Consider the following 22,352-nt stretch of genomic DNA (forward strand, 5'->3'; position numbering starts at 1 on the left):
CATCGAGAGCACTCGCAGGGCGCCTCGGACCCCGACGGTTACTGGAACGAACCGGGCTCCCGCGACCGGTATCCGGACGATTTCGGACCTGGTGGCCAGCACGGAAGCGCCCCGCCTCATGCCGGCGTTCCGGGCCCCGGGTCTCATCGGGACGGCGCTTACGCGCCACAGCCGGGATACCCCCAGGCCCCGCAGCCCGGCCCCGGCCTGAGCGGGGGGCCGTACCCCCCGGGTGGGCAGTACTCGCCCCCGCAGAACTACCCGCCTGCTCCCGGCTACCCGCCTGGCGGTCCCAGCCGTCCCGGCGGTCCTGGTTACGCGCCCGTTCCGGACTATGGACCCGGTCCCGCCATCGGTGGCTATCCGCCGCCGGGTCCCGCGCCGACAGGGCCCGCCGCGAACCAGCCCCCGTCCGCCGGCCCGCCGCGGGAGGGAGGCTGGGAGGAGCCGACGACCCATCGCTCGGGCGGTACGTCCGTGCGGAGGGCACTGGTACCGCGGGCGGGGGCGGCCCGCACACCCACCCGTCCGCCGGGTGCCACGGGCCTTCGGCCACCAGCCGGTGGTGCCGCGGGCCCAGGCGCGGGCCCAGGCGCGGGCCCGAGTGCAGGCGCGGGGGCCGGCCCGGACGCGGGCACGGGGCCTGGCGTGCCCGCCGGCCAGTGGGCCGCGCCGGAGAACGTGGCCGGTGCCGACCCGCGGTCGCGGGGACCTCGCGGGGACCTGTATCGGCCGGAACCGCCTCGAGCGGGCGTGCCGCCCCGCGGTGAGCCGGTGGACGACCCCGCCCGGGAGTACGGCGCGCCCCCCGGCGGGGCCGCTCGTGGCAGGGCGGCCCGCGAGCCCGCCGGCCGTGACGGTGCCGGCCGTAACCTCCGCGAGGAGGAGCTTCCCGGCCGCGAGGCGACTGACCGTGATGACGCCTACAACGCCTACGACAACGCCTACGACAACGCCTACGACGACGACGGCGACGACTACGACCGCGATGGCCTGGACCGCGATGGCCTGGACGGCCGTGGCAGCGGCAGGGAGCGCGGTGGTCGCGCGCCGCGCCGCGGATCGCCGGCCCGCCGGGAGGGCCTCGGTGCCGCGGAGCGCTTTGACGAGCCGGACTTCCCGGCGGACGTCCACGACCTGGACGACGTGGACGATCTGCCCGGTGGCGAGGACGCCGGGCTCGGGCCCTTCCTGCGCCGTCTGGTGATCGCGCTGGTCGTGCTCGGGGTGGCACTCGGCGTCGGGGTGGGGGCGGGTGTCGTGTGGGAGAAGGTGCGGCCCAGCGGCGACAGCGCGTCCTCGGCACCGGGCTCCGAGCCGTCCGCCACTCCCACCGGGCCCGCCGGTGCGCCGCCGCCCTCCGCGGGTGCCCCGGCGGGGGGCCAGGCCCCGGCGGCGGTTCCCGCCGACTGGGTGGCGCACACGGACCCGGACCAGCGAGCCACGTTCTCCCACCCGCCGACGTGGAAGCAGCGTCGGGACAACACGGGTGTCTTCTTCGGCGAGCCGGGCGCCGGCGCTGTCGGCACCCCCGCGGAGTACGGCCCACAGATGATCGGGGTCGCGCGGGTCGCCGGAGTGGACGCCCCCACGGCGCTGAGCCAGGTACAGACCGGCGAGTTCGGCAGCGTCTCCGGTCTCACCCAGGACCGTTCGGGCGCTGCCACCGACGCGAACGGGGCGCCGACCCAGGAGTTCGCCGGTTCCTACGACCGGGAGGGGCAGCGGGTGTCCTACCTGATGCGCACGGTGGAGGCTCCCGGATCGGTCTACGTGCTCATCGCCCGGGTGCCGGCTGACGCGGCGGGCACCCTCAACACCCTGATGGCCGCACTCCGGACGTCCTTCCAGCCCGCGGGCTGACGACCGGACGTCCACCTGGCCGACCGGCCGGCTCACTCACATCCGGGGGCCGGCGGTGGCTGACCGGGCGTCCCGCAGGAGGCTCCACAGCACGGTGGCGGTGTCGAAGGCGGTGGGCCCGGTCAGGGCCGGCCAGCCGTGACCGAGGCCGGGCAGCAGGTACTGGACGAGCCGGGCGGATGACGCACAGACCGTCTCGTGCCGGATGGCGACCGGCTGCGTCGCCGGCGCGGGTGCCGTGGGTGCCGCGGGCGCCGCCTGAGGTGACGGCGACGCCGGCATCCCGGGGACTGCCTGGCCGTCCGGACCGGCGGCGGCGATGATCGCGGCAGCTCCCCCGTCCGGGCCGGCGGTCGGGGTGGCTCCCGCCGGATCGGGGGTGGTGCCGATCGGCCGGCCGTCCGAGCCGGTGTAGCTGGTGTCACCCGGCTGGGTGGGCGGTGGGCAGCCGTCCACCGACCGGAACGGGCCGAGGCTGACGTCGGTGGGCGTGATCCCCGTCTGGAGCGCCTCGGACCACAGCGCCCCGGCGTAGGGGACGTGCCCGTCCAGGCCGCCGTGGATCGACACGGTGGTCAGTGGGGCCGGCGGGATGCAGTTCAGGGTCTGCAGGCTGGCGGCGACGGCCGCGAAGCCGGCCAGTTCGTCGCCGTGTTCGCACGCGTAGCGGTAGGCGAGCATGCCGCCGTTGGACAGGCCGATGATGCTGACCCGCCGCGGGTCGATGGGATAGCGGCTCTCCAGATGCGCGATGAGCGAGCGCAGCCAGGTGATGTCGTCCACCCCGCCGGCGGAGGCCGGCCCGCAGCAGGTCCCCGCGTTCCACGACAGGTCCAGGCCGTCCGGGTAGACGACGGCGAATCCCGCCGACCGCGCGAGTTCGTCCAGCCCCCAGCCCCGTTGTGGCTCGCTTCCGTCGTGGTACAGGCTGTGCAGCGCCACGACCAGCGGGTACGGCCGGGCCGTCTGATCCGCGGGCAGGGTCAGCCGGATCTGACCACCGCGTCCACTTCGCTCGAAGGCATCGGGACCGGCTGTCGGCGGTGCCTGGGTCAGTGCCCCGCGGCCCGTGGGCGTCCCTGCCTGGCCGCTGCGCCCACTGCCGCCCATGAGGCCACAGCCCGTCGCGAGTATCACGGCGACGAGGAGTGAGGTGAGAAGCCGGACCGCGGCGACGCGGCGGCGGTGGGCGGCCGACACGACGGGTATTCTGACGCGCCGCTGACCTAGCCGTGCATCAACGGTGTCGCTGATTACTTTTCGTATTAGGACTGCTACGGGCAAGGTCGCTTTCCCGGACGACATTCAGCCGGGGTCGTTCGCGCGGCGCCCAGCGATCGCTCGCCCCCGGATCGGGACCGGCCTGCTCCCGGCCGGCCGGAGTCATGCTGCGTGGGTTCACGTGCAGCGGCATGACGTTCCTCCTGTCGGCCTCGAACGGGCGGGGATCTCCGCCCGGGGCCGCGGTGACTCCTCTGTCCGCGGTGGTGCCGCGGTCGTTCCTCGCCGGGTCGCCGGGCGTCCGGCCGCTCTGGCCGTCATCGGGCCCGTCCGGGCCGGGGTTGGACGGGTCTGTGGCCCATCTGTGGGCTCGTCCGGCGCTGGGCCCCGCCGCCCCGGCGGACCCGGCCGCGCTGCGATAGCGGTCGAACGCGACCTGCGCGCGTGTCTCCAGGTCGTCGACCCTCGCGAGCGATTCGCGGACCCTTCGTTCACCGGCGGGGCCGGCGGCCAGCAGGTCGGACAGGCAGTGATCCACCGCCCGACGGGCCGCCAGCCATCCGAGGAGCAGCCGTGAACGTTCCATGTCAGATGGCTCGTTCACCGAGATGTCCCTTCGCTCGCACTCTCGTGACGCCGACGAGGCGTCGCCCTCCGCGAGGTCCTGCTCGTCCGCTTGTCGTCGTGGCGTGGAGGTCTCCCACCGTCGTGCGGTGCGGCGCGGGCGCCGTACCGCGACCCGAAGTGCTTCTCTTCCCAGAGTGCCCCACCCGGCGTCGTGGCGCGTCGTAGTTTGCCGAACGCGCCCCTCCAGGTCGGCCGGGAGCACGGTCAGGGAGCAGGCCGTTCCCCCCGAACAGGGGGGGTGGGCTTTGGGTCGGCTGGCACGGGCCGGGGCACCGTTCCCGGCGCCGGGGGTGGGATGGCCTGATTCGAGGACGCTACCGGCCCCCGCGGACCGGCCGCCGGCGGGGTTGCCGAGGACCGCTGGTCCGGGGCTCCGGGAGCCGTTCGGGGCGCTGCGGGGACACCCGGCCGGGCCGGCCGAGGCCGCTCGCCCGGCGGTGGGAAGGACGGGCGTTGCACGGCCGGCGGGGGAGCCGGCGGGCCGCGGCGTTCGTCGTCCGCCGCCGTTCCGTACGGGTCGTGCGCCGAATCCGGCCGAGGCGCCACCAAGGGGCCTGCGGGGTCCGCCGAGCCGGTACCAGGTGCGGCAGCACCGGGCGCGGGGCCGGTGGGCCCTGGCGGGCCCTCCGGCACGGTCAGGAATCCGCCCGCCTGCGGGCTGCCGCCCCATGGCGGTGCTGTCGGCAGCATCGAGGCGGTGAACGGTGGCGATGCCGACCGCGCAGGTCGCGCCTGTGAAGCCGGTGGTCGCGACGGCAACGGCGACGGCAGCGACGGCGGAGGTACCGATACCGGCGGCAGCGGCGGCTGGGCTGGCGGTGCCGCGTGTGGAGGCGGTGCCGTGGGCGTCAGCGGTGCTGCGTGTGCCGGCCCGGCGGGGGCTGACGTGGCTGACGGGGCCGCGTGGGTCGGCGCGTGGTTGGTGCGCCAGGCGGCGCGAGCCTCCTGCGCGGTGTCCTCGGCGTGGTCGAGAATCTCCTCCCAACGGCTCTGCATCGGCCGGATGAGCCCGCCGCCCACGCCGACCACGACCACGCCGGTGCAGGAGGCGAGCACCGCATAGAGCAGTGGCGTCGTGACCGAGGTGCCGAGGCCGAGTTCGTCCAGGGCCGCCTTGCCGAACGCCAGGACAGCGATCCCGGCGACGACCCTGCCCACCGTGCGCCCGTGCCGGAGCCCGGCGAGCGAGTCGGTGAGGAACTGGCGTGCGGCGGCGGCGAGGGCCAGCCCGACGAGCACGATCGCGAACGCGAGCAGCACCTTCGCCAGCACATCGAGTGCCGTACCGGCCATCCGGTCGGCCGGGCTGGGGCCGAACACCCCGAGCGCGGCCCGCAGGACGGCGAGGAAGCAGGCTGCCGCCGCGAGGCGGAGCAGCCCGGTCTGGAGGGTGGCCTCGTCGCTGTGTAGCAGCCGGGCGGCGCCGGACCGCGCGAGCAGGCGATCGAAACCGGTGTGTTCCAGGGCCCGGTCGGCGGCGCGGAGCAGGGCCCGGACGATCATCGCGCCGGCTGCGAGGACCAGCACGAACACGAGGATCCTGGGGCCCGTCTGCGCGATGCGCGACCAGGCGTCGGAAATGCCCTGATCCCACTGCACGGCCTGTGTCACCCGGACAGCACAACAGCCACGGGGCGTGGTCGGGCGATGCCACGCCGTGGACTCGAGTGGCATGGTGTGGCACCAATGTGACCCTCTCGGGTGACCTTCCGTGTCTGGGTAGTGTCTGTGGGATGAGGTCGTCCACGTCACGTCGGGCGGTGTGGTGGCTGCGCCGCGACCTCCGTCTCGATGACAACCCAGCGCTGCTCGCGGCCGCCGACGAGGGGCCGGTCCTGGCCCTGTTCGTCCTGGACGACGCGTTGCGCGGTCCGTCCGGGCCGGTGCGCCTCGCCTTCCTCTACCGCTGCCTGCGGGACCTCGACGAGCGGCTGTCCGGTCGGCTGTGCGTCCGCGCCGGCCGCCCGGACGAGGTCGTCCCGGCGGTCGCGTGGGAGGTCGGCGCCGCCGTGGTCCACATCGCGGCCGACCACGGCCCCTACGGCCGTGACCGGGACGACAAGGTCGCCCGGGCGTTGGCTGCCGACGGCCGGGAACTGCGGCGCACCGGCTCCGCCTACGCGGTTGCTCCGGGCCGGGTGACCAGCTCGGAGGGCACGTCCTACCGGGTGTTCACGCCGTTCTACCGGGCCTGGAAGGAGCACGGCTGGCGGGCGCCCGCGGCCGGGGCGGCCGATCCGGACTGGCTTGATCCCCGCTCGCTGCCCGGCAGCGCTGCGGCCATCCCGGCCGACCCGGATCTGGACGGCACCCGGCTGCCCGCGGCGGGTGAGGCGGCCGCCCGAGAACGCCTGCGTGCCTTCCTGCGTGACAGCCTCGCCGGATACGCGCGGCATCGCGACGAGCCGGCCGCCGAGGTCACCTCCCGGCTCTCGCCCTACCTGAAGTGGGGCTGCGTGCACCCGAGGACCGTCCTGCACGAGCTGCACCAGGCGGTCACCGCCACGTCGGTCGGCAGCCGCAGCCGCAGCCGCAGCGGCCGGGGCAGTGGCAGCGGGAGCGGGGACGGGGACGCGAGCGGGGACGGGGCCGCGGGTGGCCTGCCCGACGCGGCGGAGAAGTTTCGCTCAGAGCTCGCCTGGCGGGAGTTCTACGCGGACGTTCTCGCAGCCCATCCCTCCTCGGCCCGCAGCGATTTCTCGGACACCCTGGCGACGATGGCGCACGAGCCGCCGGGCGATGCCTTCGAAGCCTGGAAATGGGGCCGCACCGGCTATCCCGTCGTCGACGCCGGCATGCGCCAGCTGCTCGCCGAGGGCTGGGTGCACAACCGGATCCGGATGATCGAGGCGTCGTTCGTCTGCAAGGACCTGCACGTCCACTGGACCCACGGCGCCCGCTGGTACCTGGAGCGCCTGGTCGACGGCGACCTCGCCTCGAACAACCACGGCTGGCAGTGGACGGCCGGCACGGGCACCGACGCGGCACCGTACTTCCGGGTCTTCAATCCCGTCTCGCAGGGACGCCGGTTCGACCCCGACGGGGAGTACATCCGGCGCTGGGTCCCCGAGCTGCGGGGACTTCCTGCCGGCGAGGTGCACGAGCCGTGGAAGCGCCCCGGCGGTCCGCCGGACGGCTATCCGCTCCCGGTCGTGGACCACGCCGCGGAACGCAGGGAGGCCCTCGATCGCTACGAGCAGGCCCGGAAGGGCGGAGGGCGCCGCGGCGACTGACGTCCGGAGCGGGCGGATGCGCCTCCCACCCAGCGGATGGTTCTCCCATCCATCCATCCATCGACCCACCCACCTGCCTGCCTGGTTGGCGCACCCGCAAGCGATGGGCGTGTCAGATACCCGACACGTTCCGATTCTGTCGTCCGCCGGTTCGGCCGGTCGGGATTGGCCACCCTTAAGGCGGGCAGGGAGACGGCGGGCTCGGCTCCTCGCCCCGCCGGTGGGGAAGTGACGGGCTCCACCGGACGTGGTCGCGCCGGCGCGGGATGTGGAGGGCAGCTCGCGCTGGCGCGCCACGGTCCTTCGCTGTGTGCCGCCGGTCCTTCTCTGCGTGCCGCCGCCGCCGCCGCGGCCCGGCCCCGGCGGTACACCGCCTGACCGGGCCGCCCGTGATCAGGCGACGGGCTCGATCTAGGCGACGATCTCGACGGGGGTCCCCAGCGGGACCGTCTGGGCCAGCCGGGTGATCGAGTCGTTACTCAGCCTGATGCAGCCGTGGCTGACATCGCGGCCGATCGAGCCGGGTTCGTTCGTCCCGTGAATGCCGATCACCGGGTCCCGGCCGCCGAAGGATTCCATGCTGGTGGAGAAGCCGCTCAGGCCGAACGCGTACGGGCCGTAGGCGCCGTTCGGGTTGCTCGGCCGCAGCAGCTCCATCAGGAAGAACCGGCCGCCGGGGGTCGGGGTGTCGGTGGTGCCGATCGCGACCGGCTCCTCCGCGATCATCTGGTCGTTGTTGTAGAGGCGCAGCTTGTGCGCGCCGCGCGCGACCACGATCCGGTACGGCGTCTGGCTGGCGGTGACCTGCTCCGCCTTCACCCAGCCGGTACTGCCGTTGGGCTCGACGGGCAGCAGCACCTGCCACCAGCCCGGCATCCTCGCCTGGACGAGGAAGACCCGGGGGGCGCCGTTCTCGTTCGGGTTCGACAGCGTGGACGTCGGCCGCGGCGCGTTCGGTGCCTGGTAGATGTCGACGCCGGCCCCGGTCGCGGTCAGAACGGTGCTCGCTCCCTGCCCGAGACCGGCGACGGCGGCGAGCTGACTGCGGACGGTCTCGGGCACCTGGCCGGCGGCCGAGCCGGAGTCGTCTCCGCCGCCGCAGCCGGTGAGAATCGCACCGCCCAGTACAACGGCCGCAGCCGCCGCTCCTGTCCGGGACAGGGCGCGACGGCCGGGCCAGCGCCGGGCTGGCGCTTCGTGGTTGCTGCTCATCCGGTGTAGTACGGCTCGGCGTGGACGACGCTGCTGCTCGCCGGCACGGCGATGGGCAGCGCGACGGGGGCCGCCGCCGGCGGCGCCGTGTCCTCGCAGTCGGAGACGCCCACGGTGGGCACGGTCACGAGCAGGTAGCCGGACTCCGCGTCCCACGGGGACGCGATCACGGCCATCGCATGGGTGGTGAGGTTGAGGGTGGCGCCCGGGCCGATCTCACTGACGCCGGCGCCGAGGCTGGTGTCGAACCAGCCGAAGCCGAGGGCCTTGTCGCCGCTGTTGCGCAGCACCCAGTCAGGCCCGGAGTCGCCGCAGGTGAAGGTGAGCAGGAGTGGGTTGACGTCGAAGTCCTCGATGCCGTCGATCTCCTTGTCCAGCGGCACCTTGAAGGGCAGCAGGGACAGGAAGCCGTCGAGGACCGGGTCGCCGGTGCCCTCGGTGGGGGTCGGCGAGGCGCTCTCGGGCACGGTGTCGGTCGGCGTCGCCGACGGGTCCGCGCTGGCACTCGGGCTCGCCGACGGGTCGACGCTGGGCGTCGCCGAGGGGTCCGTGCTGGCCGACGGGTCGGCCGTGGGTGTCCCGGAGGGTGTCGTCGAGGTCTCGACGAGGATGCCTTCGCCGGGGGTGGTGGTCGGCGACACCGAGGTGGTCGTCGTCGGCACGTCGGGCGAAGGCGTGGTGGCCGCCGAGGCCGGGGCGGCGACCGCGATCAGGGCCGCGCCGAGAACACCGGCCGTCGCAGCCAGCATTCTGGTGATCCGCATTAATCCGTCTCCCTCGATGTGTGACGGGTCGCCGTTGACCGCTGCCGGCGGCCCGTCAACGTGCCCGACGGGCCGGAGAGCGGCATGTCGGCGCGGGACGCGGATCGGCGTTTGCCGATCAGGTACGGCTGCAGGCAGAAAGGTACCAATGCCCGCATCGTCAGGGAGTGGGCGGGTCTGGTGTAGCGAGAACGTTGGGTGTTCATCTGTGTTAAACGCGTCGCAGCGGCGACGCGGGAGGCCCCCCGCGAAGCTGCGTAGACGCCGGTTGATCGCTTGTCAGGGCTGCGGTTCGGCCACCGTTCGGCTGTGGTTCTGCCGGTGTTCGGTTGCGGTGCGGAATGACCGTCGTGCGGGCGTCGTGGCGGGGTCGTGTGGGCATCAGGCCGAGCATCACCGCGGACTGGAGGGCGGCCCCACGCGGCGGGCCGCCCGGCGGACGCGGATTGCGCCGCCTGGATTCCGGGCCGGTCAGGGCGCGAGCCGTTCGACGACCCAGCAGGTGTCTCCCGCACCCTGCGCGATCAGGCGATAGCGCAGACGGTCGTGGAGGCGGTTCGGGCGGCCCTGCCAGAACTCGACCGACGTCGGCACCAGGCGTAGCCCCCCCCAGAAAGGGGGGACCGGTACCGGCACGCCTGCGGGCCAACGGCGCTCGAGTTCGGTGAGCCGTTCGGTGAGCACCGTTCGGGAGGGGATCACGGCCGACTGGTGGCTCGCCCACGCCCCGAGCTGCGATCCCCGGGGCCGGGAACGGAAATAGGCGTCGCTCTCCGCCTGCGGCACCCGCTCGACCGAACCGGCCACGATCACCTGACGCTCCAGCTGATACCAGGGGAACAGCAGTGACCCGAATGGATTCTCGGCCGCCTGACGGGCCTTGGTCGAACCGTAGTTCGTGAAGAGGGTGAAACCGTACTGATCGAACCCTTTCATCAGCACCGTGCGGGAACTCGGCCGGCCGGCCGAGTCCGCCGTACCAAAGATCATGGCGTTCGGCTCGCTGATTCCCGAATCCGGGCCGGACGCGTCCGCGAACCATTTGCGGAACTGCTCGACCCAGGTCGCGGCGAGCATCGACTCGTCGAACCGGCCGGGGTGGTAGCCGCGGCGCAGCCCGGACGGATCGGGCACCGCCGGGAGATCGGGCACCGCCGGGAGATCGGGCACGGCTGGGGAGGGCGTCACGCCCCGGATCCTGACAGCCCCTCGGTGGTGTGACGGCGCTCACCTGGCCGGGTGTCATTCCGGCCGGCCACCGGACCTGACCGGACCTGACCGGGCACGGTCCGGGGTCGCGTGGGCCGCCCCGTGCGGAACGCGACTCATCACGCCCTGTCCAGTGGCGTAACCGTCCCTCACAGGGCAGGATGCAGACGGACGATTGCGTCGTTAGACAGATCCGATGCGACGACGACGGCCGTGTCGGCGTGCATCCGGCCGGTGACGCGGCACACCGCGGCCGGCCGGTTCCGGCAGGGCCCGTCCCGTGGTCGGCCGAGACAGAAGCGGAGATCCGGACTCGATGGCCGAGAAGACAAGCGATTTCAAGCCGGGCCTGGAAGGCGTCATCGCCTTTGAGACCGAGATCGCCGAGCCGGACAAGGAAGGCAGCGCGCTGCGCTACCGCGGCGTCGACATCGAGGACCTCGTCGGCAAGGTCGACTACGGCCACGTCTGGGGCCTCCTCGTCGACGGGGCGTTCGAGCCGGGCCTGCCGCCCGCCGAACCGTTCCCGGTGCCGGTGCACTCCGGGGACATAAGAGTCGACGTCCAGAGCGCGCTGGCGATGCTCGCGCCGTTCTGGGGCTTCGGCCAGCTGATCGACATCACCGCGCAGCAGGCGCGGGACGACCTGGCCCGGGCGTCCGTCATGGCCCTGTCCTTCGTCGCGCAGTCCGCCCGCGGTCTCGGGCAGCCCGCCGTCCCGCAGAAGGAGGTGGACCGCGCCCGCACCATCACCGAGCGGTTCATGATCCGTTGGCGCGGCGAGCCCGACCCCAAGCACGTGCAGGCCGTCGACGCCTACTGGGTGTCCGCCGCCGAGCACGGCATGAACGCCTCCACCTTCACCTCCCGGGTGGTCGCCTCCACCGGCGCGGACGCCGCCGCGGCGCTTTCGGCCGCCGTGGGCGCCCTGTCCGGCCCGCTGCACGGTGGCGCGCCGTCGCGCGTGCTGGCGATGCTGGACGAGGTGGAGCGCACCGGTGACCCCACCGGGTACGTCCGGGCGGCGCTGGACCGCAAGGAGCGCCTGATGGGCTTCGGGCACCGGGTCTACCGCGCCGAGGACCCGCGCGCCCGCGTGCTCCGCCGCACCGCCCGCGACCTGGGCTCGCATCGCTACGAGGTGGCCGAGGCGCTGGAGGCGGCGGCCATCGAGGAGCTGACGAACCGGTACCCGGACCGCCCGCTGCGGACGAACGTCGAGTTCTGGTCGGCCGTGGTGCTGGACTTCGCCGAGGTGCCGGCCCATATGTTCACGTCCATGTTCACGTGTGCCCGCACCGCGGGCTGGAGCGCTCACGTCCTGGAGCAGAAGCGCACCGGCCGGCTCATCCGTCCGTCCGCCCGCTACATCGGCCCCGCACCGCGGCCGCTGGGGGATGTCAATGCCTGACGCTCCGACGATCGTCCTGCCCGAGTCGCTGCGGCCGGTCGACGGTCGTTTCGGCTGCGGCCCGTCCAAGGTCCGCGTCGAGGCGTTGGAGTCGCTCGCCGCCAGCGGGGCGTCGCTGCTCGGCACGTCACACCGGCAGAAGCCGGTGAAGAACCTCGTCGGACGGGTCCGCTCGGGGCTCGCCGACCTGTTCTCGCTGCCCGAGGGCTACGAGGTGGTCCTCGGCATCGGTGGCGCCACCGCGTTCTGGGACGCCGCCGCCTTCAACCTGGTGCGGGAACGCTCACAGCACCTCGTCTTCGGCGAGTTCGGCGGAAAGTTCGCCGACACGACGAAGGGCGCCCCGTTCCTGGCCGACCCGTCGGTCGTGAAGTCCGAGCCGGGCACCCACCCCGACTGGGCCCCCGAGGCCGGCGTCGACGTCTACGCCACCCCGCACAACGAGACCTCGACCGGTGTCGCCCGCCCGGTGCGCCGTCCCGTGGGTGCCGACGCGGGCGCGCTGCACCTGGTGGACGCCACCTCCGGCGCCGGCGGCCTGCCCGTCGACCTGACCGAGGCGGACGTCTACTACTTCGCGCCGCAGAAGTGCTTCGCCTCCGACGGTGGCCTCTGGGCGGCCCTCATGTCGCCGGCCGCGCTGGCCCGGCTCGGTGAGATCGCGGCCACCGACCGGTGGATCCCGCCGTTCCTGGACCTGACGACGGCGCTGGACAACAGCACCAAGGACCAGACGTACAACACCCCGGCCGTGTCCACCCTGTTCCTCTTCGCCGACCAGCTCGACTGGATGCTCGGCCAGGGCGGCCTGGACTGGGCCGTGCGCCGCACCGCCGAGTCCTCCTCGATCCTCTACAACTGGGCCGAGAAGACCACCTACACGACACCGTTCGTCGCCGACCCGGCGCAGCGCTCGCAGGTCGTCGTCACCATCGACTTCGAGGGTGTGGACGCCGCCGCCGTCGCCAAGGTGCTGCGCGCCAACGGCGTCGTCGACGTCGAGCCCTACCGCAAGCTCGGCCGCAACCAGCTCCGCGTGGCCTGCTTCCCGGCGATCGAGCCCTCCGACGTCGAGACCCTTACCAGCGCCATCGACCACGTCGTCGAGCGCCTCTGACCGGGGCTCTTCCTGACCACCCGATGGCTGTGCCGTGGCCATCGGGGCGTTGCGGCCGGCACGTAGGTGCGTTCGGGTCGGGAGGACACCGCTCTCCCGACCCGAACGCCTGTTCGGTCGAAGGTGGCACCATCTGTCAGGATCGGTAGTAGCGGCGTTTCGGGTCTCGCGGGCCGGCGCCCACCTCGCGGACCAGTCCGCGTTCGACCAACTTGATGAGCCGGGTCCGCGTCGCCCTGGCGGACAGGTCGATGGCCCTGGCGATGGAGCTGGTGAGTGCGCCGTCGGCGGGGATGGCGGCGAGAATCTCCCGGTCCCTGGTGTCAAGGGGTGGCAGCCGGACCCGCTGGGTCCAGAGCGTGACGCGGAAGCGGCCGCCGATCTCCTCGAGATCTGGCGGGGGAAGACCGGCGTCCAGGCAGGCGGTGGTCATGCGCTGGATGCCACTGCCCCACTGCTCGATCAGCCCCAGTGAGTGGAAGACCCGGCCGATGACCCTGTTCCGCAGCTTGGAGACGCCGCGGCGGAGGTCGTCGACCGTCAGGCCGAACTGCAGCAGACCGGGATTCTCCACTTCGAGACGGTCGTCGAAGACCGCGATGCGGATGGGCGCTCCGCGTTGCCGGTAGTCGGCATGAGCCACCGCGTTGACGACTGCCTCCCGTACGGCGACGGGCGGCAGGTTCCACCGATCGGTGCGTCGGACCGGGCCGATGTCGGCGCTGTACAGACTGTGCCTGCGCACGAAATCGAGGGCCTCCTCCACCCCGCGCACCAGGTTGGAACGGATCTCGCGCTGATCGACGATCTCGGCCTTGTCTGCGCCGAGAAACCGTCCGGCCTGTATCCAGGCATCCGGCAGGAGGCGGCTGCGCTCCTGGTCGCGGCCGAACAGCAGAAGGCCTCCGACGGTGGGCACAAGCCGCCCCTGGTGCGGCGTCACCAACCGGAGGGTCTCCAGATCGGTGGGACGGAGCTCCCGGACCTGGCTGAACGCCTCGGTCGCGGCACCCAGATCGATCGCCTCGGCACCGATTTCAGGCATCGCCTGTTCGTCGTACGCTTCACCTCGCGCGTAGCGGCGCAGTTCTTCGACGAGATCGGGGTCGGCCCTCCGGTTGGTCGAGCCGACCCGGACGTAGACCCCGTTCTCCGGACCTTCCTGGCCGAGGTGGTGCGGTCGGGACGGACTCGGATAGATCTGGACCGCGACGACCTGGGTGTTGCGCCATGACACGATCTCGATGTCGGGAACCAGGCGGGGCGCGATCGAGTCACTGATCAGGTTGGCCAGCCGTTCCTCGAGGTCCAGTGGTTCCGTCACCCCGCGGACGTGGCTTGTTCCGTCCTCGACTCCGATCAGCAGTACGCCTCCGGAGGTGTTGGCGAAGGCGACCAGACTCCGCAGCACACCGCGAGGTGACGACACGTCGCGCTTGAACTCGAGTGTCTTGCCCTCGGGCCGGGTCAGGAGATCCGCCAGATCCACAGCTCTGAAGTCTACTCTGAAGTTTGATCTTTCTAGGGCGTCGGCAGGCGTCTGCCGTGCGCCTGTGGACGTCCGAGCTCTGAAGTGCTCTGAAGCCGAGCGCTTCAGAGTTCACTTCAGAGCTTGCGCGGGCTGGAGCCGGCGCTTGTCCGGCTTTCCGCTGGGTGCCAGGGGGACCTCGTCGATCCTGGTGATCGTGGCGGGTGCGCAGTCGGCGCCGAGGTGGGCGGTGACCAGCGCCCGCAGTGCCGCGGGGTCGGGATCGCGGCCGGCCCCCGGCACGACGAAGGCGTGCACCGCCTCGCCGGTGTTCTCGTCGGGGGTGCCGACGACGTAGGCCTCGGCGACGTCGGGGTGGGTGGCGAGGACCCGTTCGATCGGCCCGGCGTAGTGCAGGCCGGCGTTGACGATGATGACGTCCCTCGTCCGCCCGGAGAGGTACAGGCGGCCGTCGGGGTCGAGGTGGCCGAGGTCGCGGGTGCGCACCCAGCCGTCCGTGAAGACCTCCGCGGTCTGCGCGGGGTCCGCCCAGTAGCCCACCGCCTGCGCCGGGGTGCGGACGAACAGCTCACCGGACTCCCCGGCGGGCAGCGGTGTGCCGTCGGAACCCCGCACCTGGACATCCACCGCCGTCGGCGGGAACCCGACCGAGCCGGGGACGTCGAACGGGGTGGCCATCGAGATCGTGCCGGCCTCGGTCTGGCCGTAGCCGTGGAAGACCACCGGGCCGAGCACGTCGAGCGCCTCGCGCAGCCGGGCGGGCTCCAGCGGCGAGCCGGAGACCATCAGGGCACGCAGCGTGCTCAGGTCGGCCGGCGCGCGCCGTTGGTCGGCGACGAGGCGGTACAGGCGGGCCACGGTCATCACGCTCACGGTCGCGCGGTGCCGCACGATCGCCTCGGGCATCGCCGGCTGGTCGGCGACGACCAGCGTGCCGCCCGCGGCGAGGGTCAGCACGCCGTACTCCATCATCACCTGGCTGCCCAGCGACCCGAAGACGAGGAAGCGCTGGAGCCGGGAGGCCAGTTCGCGGATCGCGGGCGGCCACGCCGCCGGCCGCGCCGTCCAGGCGGCACCCAGCGCGGCGTAGGTCTGCGCGCACGCCTTCGGAACGCCGGTACTGCCGCTCGTGTGGATGAGCCTCGCAATGTCGCCGGGCCGCCCGGAGAGCTGTACCGAGGCGGCGTTCTCGCCCCCGTCCGTGCCGGTGGACAGCAGTTCGGCAACGGTGAGCTGGGCGACCGTGCTGGTGGTCGGGCTGCTGGTGGCCGGGCTGTCGGCGACCGGTCTGTCGGAGACGACGGCTGCGATGTCCTGGCCGAGGATGTGCCGCAGCTGGCCGTCCGGCAGCCCGGCGCGTACGCCGACGACCCGGGCACCGACGACATGACCGGCGAGGATCGTCGCGAACGCCTCGGGATTCACCCAGAGCAGCAGCGCCAGGCCGTCGCCGGGGCGCACTCCCGCGCGCCGCAGCCCGGAGGAGATCCGCCGGATGAGGCCGAGCATCTCCGCTCCGGTGACGACACGGGCGCCGTGCTCGAAGACGGGACGCTCCCCGGCCTCCTCCAGCAGTTCCAGGACCGGTCGCGGATAGGCGTCCGGTGCGGTGCGGGTGAACGGGTCAGCCGGCGTCGGCAAGGCATTCCTTGAGGAAGGCGGCGAGAGGCTGCTGGTGCACCGCCGGCAGGTTCCACTCGTTCTCGAGGTTCTCGGCGAGGTGGTGGACGCCCGCCGCCTCACCGTCGACGTACCAGCGCACCACCGGGTGCAGGTAGCTGGCGTCGTGCGCGTTGGCCGCGTCGTTCTCGGCGACACGCGGCACGGAGATGTCGAACGGGTCGACGCTGTCGTGGTCGGGCCCGTATTCGAGCGTGACGACGAACATGTGCCGGGCGCCGCTCCCGCCCCCATGCCCGGAGCCCCCGGTGAGCCCGTCTCCGGCGAGCCTGTCTCCGGCGAGCCCGCCGCCGGTGGCGTACGGGACCGGGACCTCCTCGTGGTACAGCGCACGGGAGCCGTCCACCGTGACGACGTCGCCGATCACCCCGAACTGCTGCCACAGCGCGGACGAGCGGTTCACCCGGGCGATGATGGCGTCGCTGACGGTGTCCGCGGACGGATCGAGCGGCTCGGCCGGCCAGGGCGTGCCGTGATGGCGGGCGGCGAGAATCCGGTACAGCGCCCGGGTGCCGTAACGGAAACCGTGGATGAAGCCGCTGGTGGACCTTTTGAAGTCACGCTGCTGGGTGAGCGTGCCGGCGAAGTACAGGCCGGGAACGTTGGTCGACTCGTACGCCGCCGTCTGCTCGGGGAAGCGGTCGTTGATGACCAGGGTGGGGCGGCAGTCCTCGGCGAACACGGAGGAGTCGAAACGGAAGCCGGTGCAGGCGATCACCCGGTCGTAGAGGATCTCCCGCAGCGCCTCCACCGACCGGGCGTACCGGAACATCACCCGGTAGCGGCCGTCGGGAAGCCGCTCGATGCTCTCGACCGTGCCGTCGAGGACGGCGTTCTGGGACTTGAGCTGGTAGGTGTCGAGGAAGTTGTTGTTCACCGCGCGCAGGTGCCCCACATAGTGGGACTGCCAGGCGAGTCTGATCGAGTGCGGCCCGGCGACGTGGATGACGGCCGCCGTCTCCACCAGCGCGTCCGCGGTCTCGAAACCCGAGTTCCCCTTGCCGATGATGAGCACCCGCTGGTCGACGAACGACTCCGGGTCGGTGTCGAAGGTGTCGTAGCGCTGGGCGGTCTCGATACCGGGAATGGGCGGGACGTGCAGCTGGGAGACGCCGGTGGCGACGACGAGCCGGCGGCACCGCCATTCCTGGCCGGTCTGGTCCACCGCGACGAAACCGTCGTCGTCCCGGGAGATCCGCACGATCTCGGTGTCGTAACGCACCCGCGCCCCGGTCGCCGCGGCGAAGTCGGCCAGATAACGGATGAGATCCGCCGCCTGAGGGAAGTACCGTTTGCTGTACCGGGTGAACAGCAGCCCCGGGTCGTCGCTGAGCAGCGAGTTCCAGTCCATCCGCAGGCGCATTTCCGGGTCGTCGAGCCCGGTGTGCACCTTGTTGATGGAGATGAGTTGGCGGTGCCGGGGGTAGGTCTCGAAGAACGTGCCCGGGCCGGCTCCGCGTTCCAGAACGACATAGTCGTGACCACCGCGCTCCAACAAGGCGGCGAGCTGCAGCCCGGCTGGCCCCGAACCGATGATCAGGTAGTCGTGCCTCATGGTGAGGGAAGGTACCGGGGCGAGTTCAGAACACTCTGAGAAACCGACCCTAGGGTCTTCAGGCGTGCTCGCCACCGAGAAGGTTGTTGATCTTTCCGTGCCGCTGTCAGGCCCGGACCTGGTCCGGGCCTGTGGGCCGCTGACGGTGCAGGTCGGCCCAGCGGTGCGCAGCGGGGTCGAGCGTGGCCGGCGCTTCCTGCACGAGGTGCTGCGGGAGGAGGACCGCCCCGTCTACGGAGCGACGACCGGCTTCGGGGCGCTGGTCGGGTTCGCCGGCCGGGCCGATGAGGCGGACCAGTGCGACAACACCCTGGCCCACCTCGGCGCCGGCCAGGGCCCGGACCTGCCCCCCGACATCGTGCGGGCGGCGCTGCTGGTCCGGGCCTGGTCGCTGGCCCAGGGCGCGTCCGGGGTGTCGGCGCACGTCGTCGACGGCCTCGCGGCGATGTTCGCGACGACCTTCGTGCCCGCCGTGCCGCGGTACGGCTCGGTCGGCGCGAGTGGGGACCTGATACCGCTCGCCTACGCGGCGCAGGCGCTGCGCGGCCGCGGCACGGCCTACCTCGACGGTCGGCGGATGCCGGCGGCGCAGGCCCTGGCGGACGCCGGGCTCGTCCCGCTCGCGCTCGACGGCCGGGACGCGCTGGCGCTGGTCAACGGGACGTCCCTGACCACGGCCGCGCTCGCGCTGGCGCTGGCCGGCGTCCGCGCGTCGCTGCGGGCGAGCGCGGCGCTCACCTGCCTGCTGGTCGACCTGCTCGGCGCCGACCCGCAGTTCCTCGACCCGCGCCTGATCGCCGCCTACGCCCATCCCGGCGCGGCGGCGGTCGCCGCGGACATGCGCCGGACGCTCGCGGGCGCCAGCCCCTCCGGCCAGCGGGCGCTGCAGGAGCCCTACAGCATCCGCTGCTCACCGCAGCTGCTGGGCGCCGCCGAGGACGCGCTGCGCTACGTCGACGGTGTCGTCGCGGCGGACCTGCGCAGCGTCAGCGACAACCCGCTGTTCTTCCCGGCGGACGACGCGGTCGTGCACGGCGGGAACTTCTTCGGGCAGCCGGCCGCGTTCGCCGCCGACGTCCTGGCGATGGTCACCGCCCAGCTCGGCAACCTGGTCGAGCGGCAGCTGGACCTGCTCGTCGACCCGACCCGCAACGGCGGCCTGCCGCCGATGCTCGCCGCGGGCCCCGGCCGCCAGCACGGTCTGCAGGGGGTGCAGCTGGCCACGACCGCGCTCGTCGCCGAGATCCGCCGGGCGGCGGTGCCTGCTGGCATGCAGAGCCTGCCGACCAACCTGCACAACCAGGACGTCGTGCCGTTCGGCACCCAGGCCGCGCTGCGGGCCCACGAGATGGCCGGGCTGCTGCGGCTGCTGTGCGGCTCGCTCGCCCTGGGGCTGCGGCAGGCGCCGCACGTGGGAGCCCGCCGTCCCACCGCCCCCGGGTGCGCCGCCGTCCTCGACGCGCTGACGGAGGCGGTGCCGCCCGTCGATCCGGACCGCCCGCTGGACGGCGACGTCCGCACCGCCGCCGAGGTGATCGCTGCCATGACGTCCTGACGGGCCGGTCGGGACGGGCCGGTCGGGATGGGCCGGTCGGTCGGGATGGGTCAGTCGGGACGGGCCGGTCGGGGCGGTGGCGCTATCTCGCGTTTCGCGGGCCCGCGACCGCGTCGGCCGGCTCCGGTAGCCGGTCGGTCGACTCCGGCAGCCGGAGGGTGAACGTGGCGCCCTGCCCGGGCCGCCCGACAGCCTCGATGGTGCCGCGGTGGCCCGCCACCACCTCGCGCATCAACGCCAGGCCGAGGCCCAGGCCGGCACGACGCTCCCGACCGCCGGGGCCTCGGTAGAAACGGTCGAAGAGCCGCTCGGCGGCGGCGGAGTCGAACCCGTCCCCGTTGTCGGCGACGGTCAGCTCGATCCATCTGCCCCGATGGGAGCGGCCGAGGGCCAGCACGATGCGCCCACCGGCCGGGGTGTGGTTGACCGCGTTGGTCAGCAGCTCGTCGACCGCGCGGCGCAGCGCCGAGGCGACGCCGTCGACGAACAGGGGCTCGGCGGGGCGTTGGAAGTCCAGCGTCACCTGCTGCTCGGCCAGCCGGTCGGCCTCTGCCGCCACGGCCGCGTCGACGACTCCGGCCAGGTCGACCGGCTCCCGGCGGGGTTCGGCCGCGCTGCCCACGAGGCGGGCTGACAGCAGCAGGTCGTCGACGACCTCGCCGAGCCTGCGCACGGTCGCCGCGAGCTGTTCCAGCCCGCGCAGATGGTCGGCCGGAAGCCCGCTGGCCGCCCCCCGCCGGATGAGGACCTGCACCCGGGTGTAGGCCACGGTGATGGGGGTGCGCAGCTCGTGGCTGGCATCGGTCACGAAGCGGCGTTGGGTGGCCAGTGCCTCGGCGAGCGGAGCGACCGCGTGGCGGCTCACGGCCACCCCCGCCGCGATCGCGACGACCACCGAGCCGGACGAGACGACCAGCAGCGCGATCAGCAGGTGCCGGCGGTCGGAGAGCTGGTAGCGGGTGTCGAAGACAGCCTGGACGGCGCCGTCGCCGCGGGCCTGGGTGCGGACGACGTACCTGGTCCCGTTGCGGCTCACGGCGCGTTCCGAGGGCGTGCCGGAGACGGCGGTGGCGTCCAGGTCGGCACGCAGCGGGAACCCGGGCGGGGCCGGCACCGGGCCGGCCGTGACCCGCGCGTCGTCGAGGGCGAACAGCCATGCGCAGACCGGAGGTGCCGTGGGCGTCCCGTAGCTGAGGGTGTAGCGCAGCTCCCGCTCGATCTGGTCGTTCTGCGCGTGCACCAGCACCGAGTACGCGACCCAGCTCACGAGCGCGACGAGCAGGGTGATCAGCACGCCGACCACGACCCCGATGCGGAGTCTGGCCCGCCGCAGCACCGTCCGCTCGGCGGTGGCCCACGAGCCGCTCGGCTCGATCCACGAACCGCCGCCGCCTGGTCCGCTCACAGCGCTCCGAGGCGGTAGCCGAGGCCGTGGATGGTGCGCACGACGGACCGGCCGAGCTTGCGGCGCAGGTAGTAGACGTAGGTGTCCACGATCGACGCCGCGGGGGCGTCCCGGAAGACGCGGCGGCGCAGCTCGGAGCGGGAGTGCACGGTGTTGGGCTGTTCGGCGAGCAGCCGCAGGAGCTCGAACTCGCGGGCCGAGAGCGCGACCCGGTCCCCGTCGGGGAGCGCGACGTCGCGCAGGCCGAGATCAAGGTGGGCCGAGCCGATGGGCAGCACCTCGGTCATGTCGAGGGTGCGCCGGCACAGGGCCCTGATCCGGGCGCTCAGCTCGTCGAGGTCGAACGGCTTCACCAGGTAGTCGTCGGCTCCGGCGTCGAGGCCGTCGATCCGGTCGTGGACGGTGCCCAGCGCGGTCAGCAGGAGGGCGCGGGCGCGGACCGCGCGGGCGCGCAGCCGGACGAGCAGGTCGAGGCCGTCCAGGGCGGGCAGCCGGCGGTCGATGACGACGACGTCGTACTCCCTGGTCAGCCCGAGGTGCAGGCCGCGCTGCCCGTCGTGGGCGACATCGACGTCGTAGCCCTCGACCCGCAGGGTGTCGGTGAGGAGGGCGACGAGTTCGTGGTCGTCCTCGACCAGAAGCAGTCGATAGGGGCCGGACGACCGCGACCTGACTGGGGCCCGCACCCGCCAACCATCCCACGCGGGTGGCTGCCAGAAAAGTGACTGATTACCCTTATGCCCGCCCTTCCGGGACTATCCGGGCTGGTTGGGGGGCGGTGGCCCAGGCCCTCTCCCGGCGTTCGACCAGTGTCAGCAGCGGCGTCGTCATCAACGTCGTCACCAGGGCGACGAGCACCAGTGCGGTGAACAGGGAGGGCGTCACGATGCCCTCCTCCAGACCGACGTTCAGGGCGATGAGCTGCATCAGCCCGCGGGCGTTCATCAGTGCGCCGACCCGCAGCGCGACACCGTTCGGCTCGCCGCGCAGCCGGGCCGCGGCCCAGCACGCGCCGAACTTTCCGACGACAGCGACCACGACACATCCCACGGCGAAGAGCAGCACGGATCCGTCGCCGAGCAGGCCGAACTCGGTGCGCAGCCCGGAGTAGGTGAAGAACAACGGAAGAAAGATGTTCTGGGAGATCGGCGTCAGGGTGCCCGTGACCGCTTCCGCGCGCTCGTTGTGCGGCATGACCACGCCGACCGCGAAGGCACCGAAAACCGCGTACAGACCAATCTCGTCCGTGTACCACGCGATGGCGAAGAGCAGCGCGACCGTGCCGAGCAGCTGCTCCTGGGGGCTGATCCGCGGATGCGTCAGCAGCAGGCGGGACAACGGCCGGGCGCCGAACCAGACGAGCACCACGAAGAACGCCGCTCCGACGAGCGTGACCAGCGCCGGGCCGAGCTCGCCGGACGCCACCGCAATGACGAACGCCAGCATGATCCAGGCCACCACGTCGTCGATCGCGCCGCTGGCCAGCGCGAGGGCGCCGTGCCGGGTACCGGCCTGCCCGCGCTCGGTGATGATCCGCGCCAGCATGGGGAAGGCGGTGATGGCCAGCGCCACCCCCACGAAGGCGGCCGTCACACCGGTCGGCACGCCGTCCGCCCGGATCGGCACGTGCCCGCTCGTGGCGAGCACCAGCAGGGCGCCGAGCGCCAGCGGCGCGGTGACCCCGGCGAGCGAGACCGCGCCGGCGGTACCGAGGAGATTCGGCACCCGGTGGCGGGCGAACGCGTGGCCGGCCTGGAACATGAAGATCACCAGGCCGACCTGGCCGAGGATGTAGAGCACCGGGTAGAGCTCCCGGGGGAACAGCGCATCCTGCGCGTCGGGAAACAGCAGCCCGAACAGCGACGGCCCGAGCAGCACGCCGGCGAGCATCTCGCTCACCACCGCCGGCTGCCCGACCCTGCCCAGCGTCCACGCGACCAGCTTGCAGAACAGCAGGATCACGACCACGGCAATGAAGAACCGCGGCGCGAGCTCACTGGGAGTCACTGTC

General features: G+C 72.8%; 16 protein-coding genes. 5 read left to right on the top strand and 11 right to left on the bottom strand.

What is annotated here, in order from left to right:
• The first annotated feature begins 774 nt into the window (after positions 1-774).
• Positions 775-1,863 (top strand): hypothetical protein, encoded by a 1,089-nt coding sequence (locus B207_RS0111905; protein WP_154675286.1) that lies wholly within the window; start codon positions 775-777, stop codon positions 1,861-1,863.
• Positions 1,864-1,899: 36 nt separating this feature from the next.
• On the opposite strand, the gene B207_RS0111910 is transcribed toward B207_RS0111905, so the two are convergent.
• Together B207_RS0111910 and B207_RS40620 are read right to left on the bottom strand one after the other, a co-directional pair.
• Positions 1,900-3,063 (bottom strand): alpha/beta hydrolase family esterase, encoded by a 1,164-nt coding sequence (locus B207_RS0111910; protein WP_018636759.1) that lies wholly within the window; start codon positions 3,061-3,063, stop codon positions 1,900-1,902.
• An 852-nt stretch (positions 3,064-3,915) separates the two neighbouring features.
• The gene (locus B207_RS40620) at positions 3,916-5,322 is read right to left on the bottom strand and encodes a mechanosensitive ion channel family protein (RefSeq protein WP_018636761.1); all 1,407 of its coding nucleotides are present in this window, start codon (positions 5,320-5,322) and stop codon (positions 3,916-3,918) included.
• 122 nt (positions 5,323-5,444) lie between these two features.
• Here B207_RS40620 and B207_RS0111925 point away from each other — a divergent pair, with 122 nt between their 5' ends.
• Positions 5,445-6,944, top strand: coding sequence for a cryptochrome/photolyase family protein (locus B207_RS0111925; protein WP_035740500.1), 1,500 nt, complete (start codon positions 5,445-5,447; stop codon positions 6,942-6,944).
• A 411-nt stretch (positions 6,945-7,355) separates the two neighbouring features.
• On the opposite strand, the gene B207_RS0111930 is transcribed toward B207_RS0111925, so the two are convergent.
• From B207_RS0111930 to pdxH, 3 genes are all read right to left on the bottom strand, one after another.
• Complete coding sequence (locus B207_RS0111930) at positions 7,356-8,156, bottom strand: L,D-transpeptidase (protein WP_018636763.1); 801 nt, start codon at positions 8,154-8,156, stop codon at positions 7,356-7,358.
• Entirely contained in the window at positions 8,153-8,920 is a 768-nt protein-coding gene (locus tag B207_RS0111935) for a hypothetical protein (RefSeq protein ID WP_018636764.1), read from the bottom strand. The genes B207_RS0111930 and B207_RS0111935 overlap by 4 nt, the downstream gene beginning before the upstream one ends.
• Before the next feature lie 471 nt (positions 8,921-9,391).
• Entirely contained in the window at positions 9,392-10,108 is a 717-nt protein-coding gene (pdxH, locus tag B207_RS0111940; protein WP_230204977.1) for a pyridoxamine 5'-phosphate oxidase, read from the bottom strand.
• A gap of 337 nt (positions 10,109-10,445) precedes the next feature.
• On the opposite strand from pdxH, the gene B207_RS0111950 reads away from it, so the two are divergent.
• Positions 10,446-11,540, top strand: a complete 1,095-nt coding sequence (locus B207_RS0111950; protein ID WP_018636766.1) for a citrate synthase 2 — start codon at positions 10,446-10,448, stop codon at positions 11,538-11,540.
• Positions 11,533-12,657, top strand: a complete 1,125-nt coding sequence (serC, locus tag B207_RS0111955) for a phosphoserine transaminase (protein ID WP_018636767.1) — start codon at positions 11,533-11,535, stop codon at positions 12,655-12,657. The genes B207_RS0111950 and serC overlap by 8 nt, the downstream gene beginning before the upstream one ends.
• Positions 12,658-12,793: 136 nt before the next feature.
• On the opposite strand, the gene B207_RS0111960 is transcribed toward serC, so the two are convergent.
• The 3 genes from B207_RS0111960 to B207_RS0111970 form a co-directional block, all read right to left on the bottom strand.
• Positions 12,794-14,146, bottom strand: a complete 1,353-nt coding sequence (locus tag B207_RS0111960; protein ID WP_018636768.1) for an AlbA family DNA-binding domain-containing protein — start codon at positions 14,144-14,146, stop codon at positions 12,794-12,796.
• 111 nt (positions 14,147-14,257) lie between these two features.
• The gene (locus tag B207_RS0111965) at positions 14,258-15,787 is read right to left on the bottom strand and encodes a class I adenylate-forming enzyme family protein (RefSeq protein ID WP_018636769.1); all 1,530 of its coding nucleotides are present in this window, start codon (positions 15,785-15,787) and stop codon (positions 14,258-14,260) included.
• A complete protein-coding gene (locus B207_RS0111970; protein ID WP_018636770.1) occupies positions 15,771-17,381 on the bottom strand; it encodes an NAD(P)-binding domain-containing protein in 1,611 nt (536 codons plus the stop codon). Before B207_RS0111970 ends, B207_RS0111965 begins: the two co-directional genes overlap by 17 nt.
• Before the next feature lie 64 nt (positions 17,382-17,445).
• Between B207_RS0111970 and B207_RS0111975 the strand changes: the two genes are divergently transcribed.
• Complete coding sequence (locus tag B207_RS0111975) at positions 17,446-18,936, top strand: HAL/PAL/TAL family ammonia-lyase (protein WP_018636771.1); 1,491 nt, start codon at positions 17,446-17,448, stop codon at positions 18,934-18,936.
• A gap of 82 nt (positions 18,937-19,018) precedes the next feature.
• On the opposite strand, the gene B207_RS0111980 is transcribed toward B207_RS0111975, so the two are convergent.
• Genes B207_RS0111980 through B207_RS0111990 form a run of 3 tightly spaced genes read right to left on the bottom strand, consistent with a single transcriptional unit; the run spans position 19,019 to position 22,348 of the window.
• Entirely contained in the window at positions 19,019-20,341 is a 1,323-nt protein-coding gene (locus tag B207_RS0111980; RefSeq protein WP_018636772.1) for a sensor histidine kinase, read from the bottom strand.
• Positions 20,338-21,027 carry a response regulator transcription factor gene (locus B207_RS0111985; RefSeq protein WP_018636773.1) on the bottom strand — a complete coding sequence of 230 codons (690 nt, stop codon included), beginning with the start codon at positions 21,025-21,027 and terminating at the stop codon, positions 20,338-20,340. The genes B207_RS0111980 and B207_RS0111985 overlap by 4 nt, the downstream gene beginning before the upstream one ends.
• A 49-nt stretch (positions 21,028-21,076) precedes the next feature.
• The gene (locus B207_RS0111990) at positions 21,077-22,348 is read right to left on the bottom strand and encodes a cation:proton antiporter (protein WP_018636774.1); all 1,272 of its coding nucleotides are present in this window, start codon (positions 22,346-22,348) and stop codon (positions 21,077-21,079) included.
• Positions 22,349-22,352: the final 4 nt, after the last annotated feature.

The sequence above is a fragment of the Parafrankia elaeagni genome, from assembly GCF_000374165.1.
Taxonomy (GTDB): Bacteria; Actinomycetota; Actinomycetes; order Frankiales; family Frankiaceae; genus Parafrankia; species Parafrankia elaeagni.

Excerpts from the sequence above, each read along its gene's own strand:
- B207_RS0111925 (WP_035740500.1), top strand. The coding sequence starts at position 5,445 with ATGAGGTCGTCCACGTCACGTCGGGCGGTGTGGTGGCTGCGCCGCGAC.
- B207_RS0111930 (WP_018636763.1), bottom strand. The coding sequence starts at position 8,156 with ATGAGCAGCAACCACGAAGCGCCAGCCCGGCGCTGGCCCGGCCGTCGC.
- B207_RS0111935 (WP_018636764.1), bottom strand. The coding sequence starts at position 8,920 with ATGCGGATCACCAGAATGCTGGCTGCGACGGCCGGTGTTCTCGGCGCG.
- B207_RS0111950 (WP_018636766.1), top strand. The coding sequence starts at position 10,446 with ATGGCCGAGAAGACAAGCGATTTCAAGCCGGGCCTGGAAGGCGTCATC.
- serC (WP_018636767.1), top strand. The coding sequence starts at position 11,533 with ATGCCTGACGCTCCGACGATCGTCCTGCCCGAGTCGCTGCGGCCGGTC.
- B207_RS0111970 (WP_018636770.1), bottom strand. The coding sequence starts at position 17,381 with ATGAGGCACGACTACCTGATCATCGGTTCGGGGCCAGCCGGGCTGCAG.